The following is a 1,002-nucleotide window of genomic DNA, read 5'->3' on the forward strand; positions in this document are numbered from 1 at the left end:
GCGTCTTGAGCTGATACCGCAGGCGCCCGGCGTCATCGCTGCGGAGCAAAGGCCACGGCCAAGTGGGCCCGCGCTCGGGTCCAATCGCGCCGCACGGTCCGGACACTCACCTGGAGGGCCTCGGCGGTCTCCTCCTCGCTCAGGCCGCCGAAGTAACGACATTCGACGACCCGGAGCAGGCGTGGGCTCTCTTTCCCGAGGACCTCGAGCGCCTCGTTCAGCTCGAGCACGAAGGCGCTCTGGTCGTCGATCGAGATCTGCCGCTGGTCGAGGGGCTCCGGCACGACTCCGGCTCCTCGTTTGTGGCGGCCCCGCTTGCGGGCGGCGTCGACGAGGAGCTGGCGCATCGCCGTCGAGGCCACGGCGAAGAAGTGGACGCGGTCGGCGAATCGCTGATCGTTGCGGGCGAGCTTGAGATACGCCTCGTGCACCACCGCCGTGGTGTTCAAGGTGGGGCTGCCGAGCTCGTCTCGGCGGCGCAGGCGGCGGGCGATCGCCCGCAGCTGCGAGTAGACCAGGGGAAGTAGGTCGGACAGGGCCTCGGCCTCACCAGCCTGGAGGCGTTCGAGCAGGTGCGCGATCTGCCCCGCCTCGGGGTCGTGGACATCCGCGGCACCTGAGCAATCTGCTTTCTGATTCATAGAAGTTCGGCTCGAGATCGTTCGTCGCAGCACCGACCGCTACGATACCGTGATCAGGTGGACTCACCGCCGGTAGCCAATGGTCTGGGAGAGCGGCAGCTGGGAGTACCGGCCCAGGCGCCGGCCCCCGCAGACTGCGGCAAATCTCGGTGGCTCGGGGTATAGGAAGTTCAACCGCCCTTTTTGGCGAGTCTGGCGGGTAGGAAGCGGCCGCGCAAGCGCCGCTTTGGGCACAGATCGGGCACAGATCGGGGGTTCATGCGTGGGTTTTCGACATCGCGGGGCCACGCAGCGGCTCAGTGCGTAGCCATTTCTCACCGAATCCCGGCACAGGCGTCGTGCAGCGCGGCGCGGAGTGTGG

Annotated in this window: 1 protein-coding gene; it reads right to left on the minus strand. The window is 67.8% G+C overall.

Features of this window, described 5'->3' with window-relative positions:
* Positions 1 to 32: 32 nt before the first annotated feature.
* Positions 33 to 641 carry an ECF-type sigma factor gene (locus ARC78_RS15760; protein WP_054661035.1) on the minus strand — a complete coding sequence of 203 codons (609 nt, stop codon included), beginning with the start codon at positions 639 to 641 and terminating at the stop codon, positions 33 to 35.
* Positions 642 to 1,002 lie beyond the last annotated feature (361 nt).

The organism is Stenotrophomonas pictorum JCM 9942, assembly GCF_001431585.1.
Taxonomy (GTDB): domain Bacteria; phylum Pseudomonadota; class Gammaproteobacteria; order Xanthomonadales; family Xanthomonadaceae; genus Stenotrophomonas; species Stenotrophomonas pictorum.

Excerpts from the sequence above, each read along its gene's own strand:
- ARC78_RS15760 (WP_054661035.1), bottom strand. The coding sequence starts at position 641 with ATGAATCAGAAAGCAGATTGCTCAGGTGCCGCGGATGTCCACGACCCC.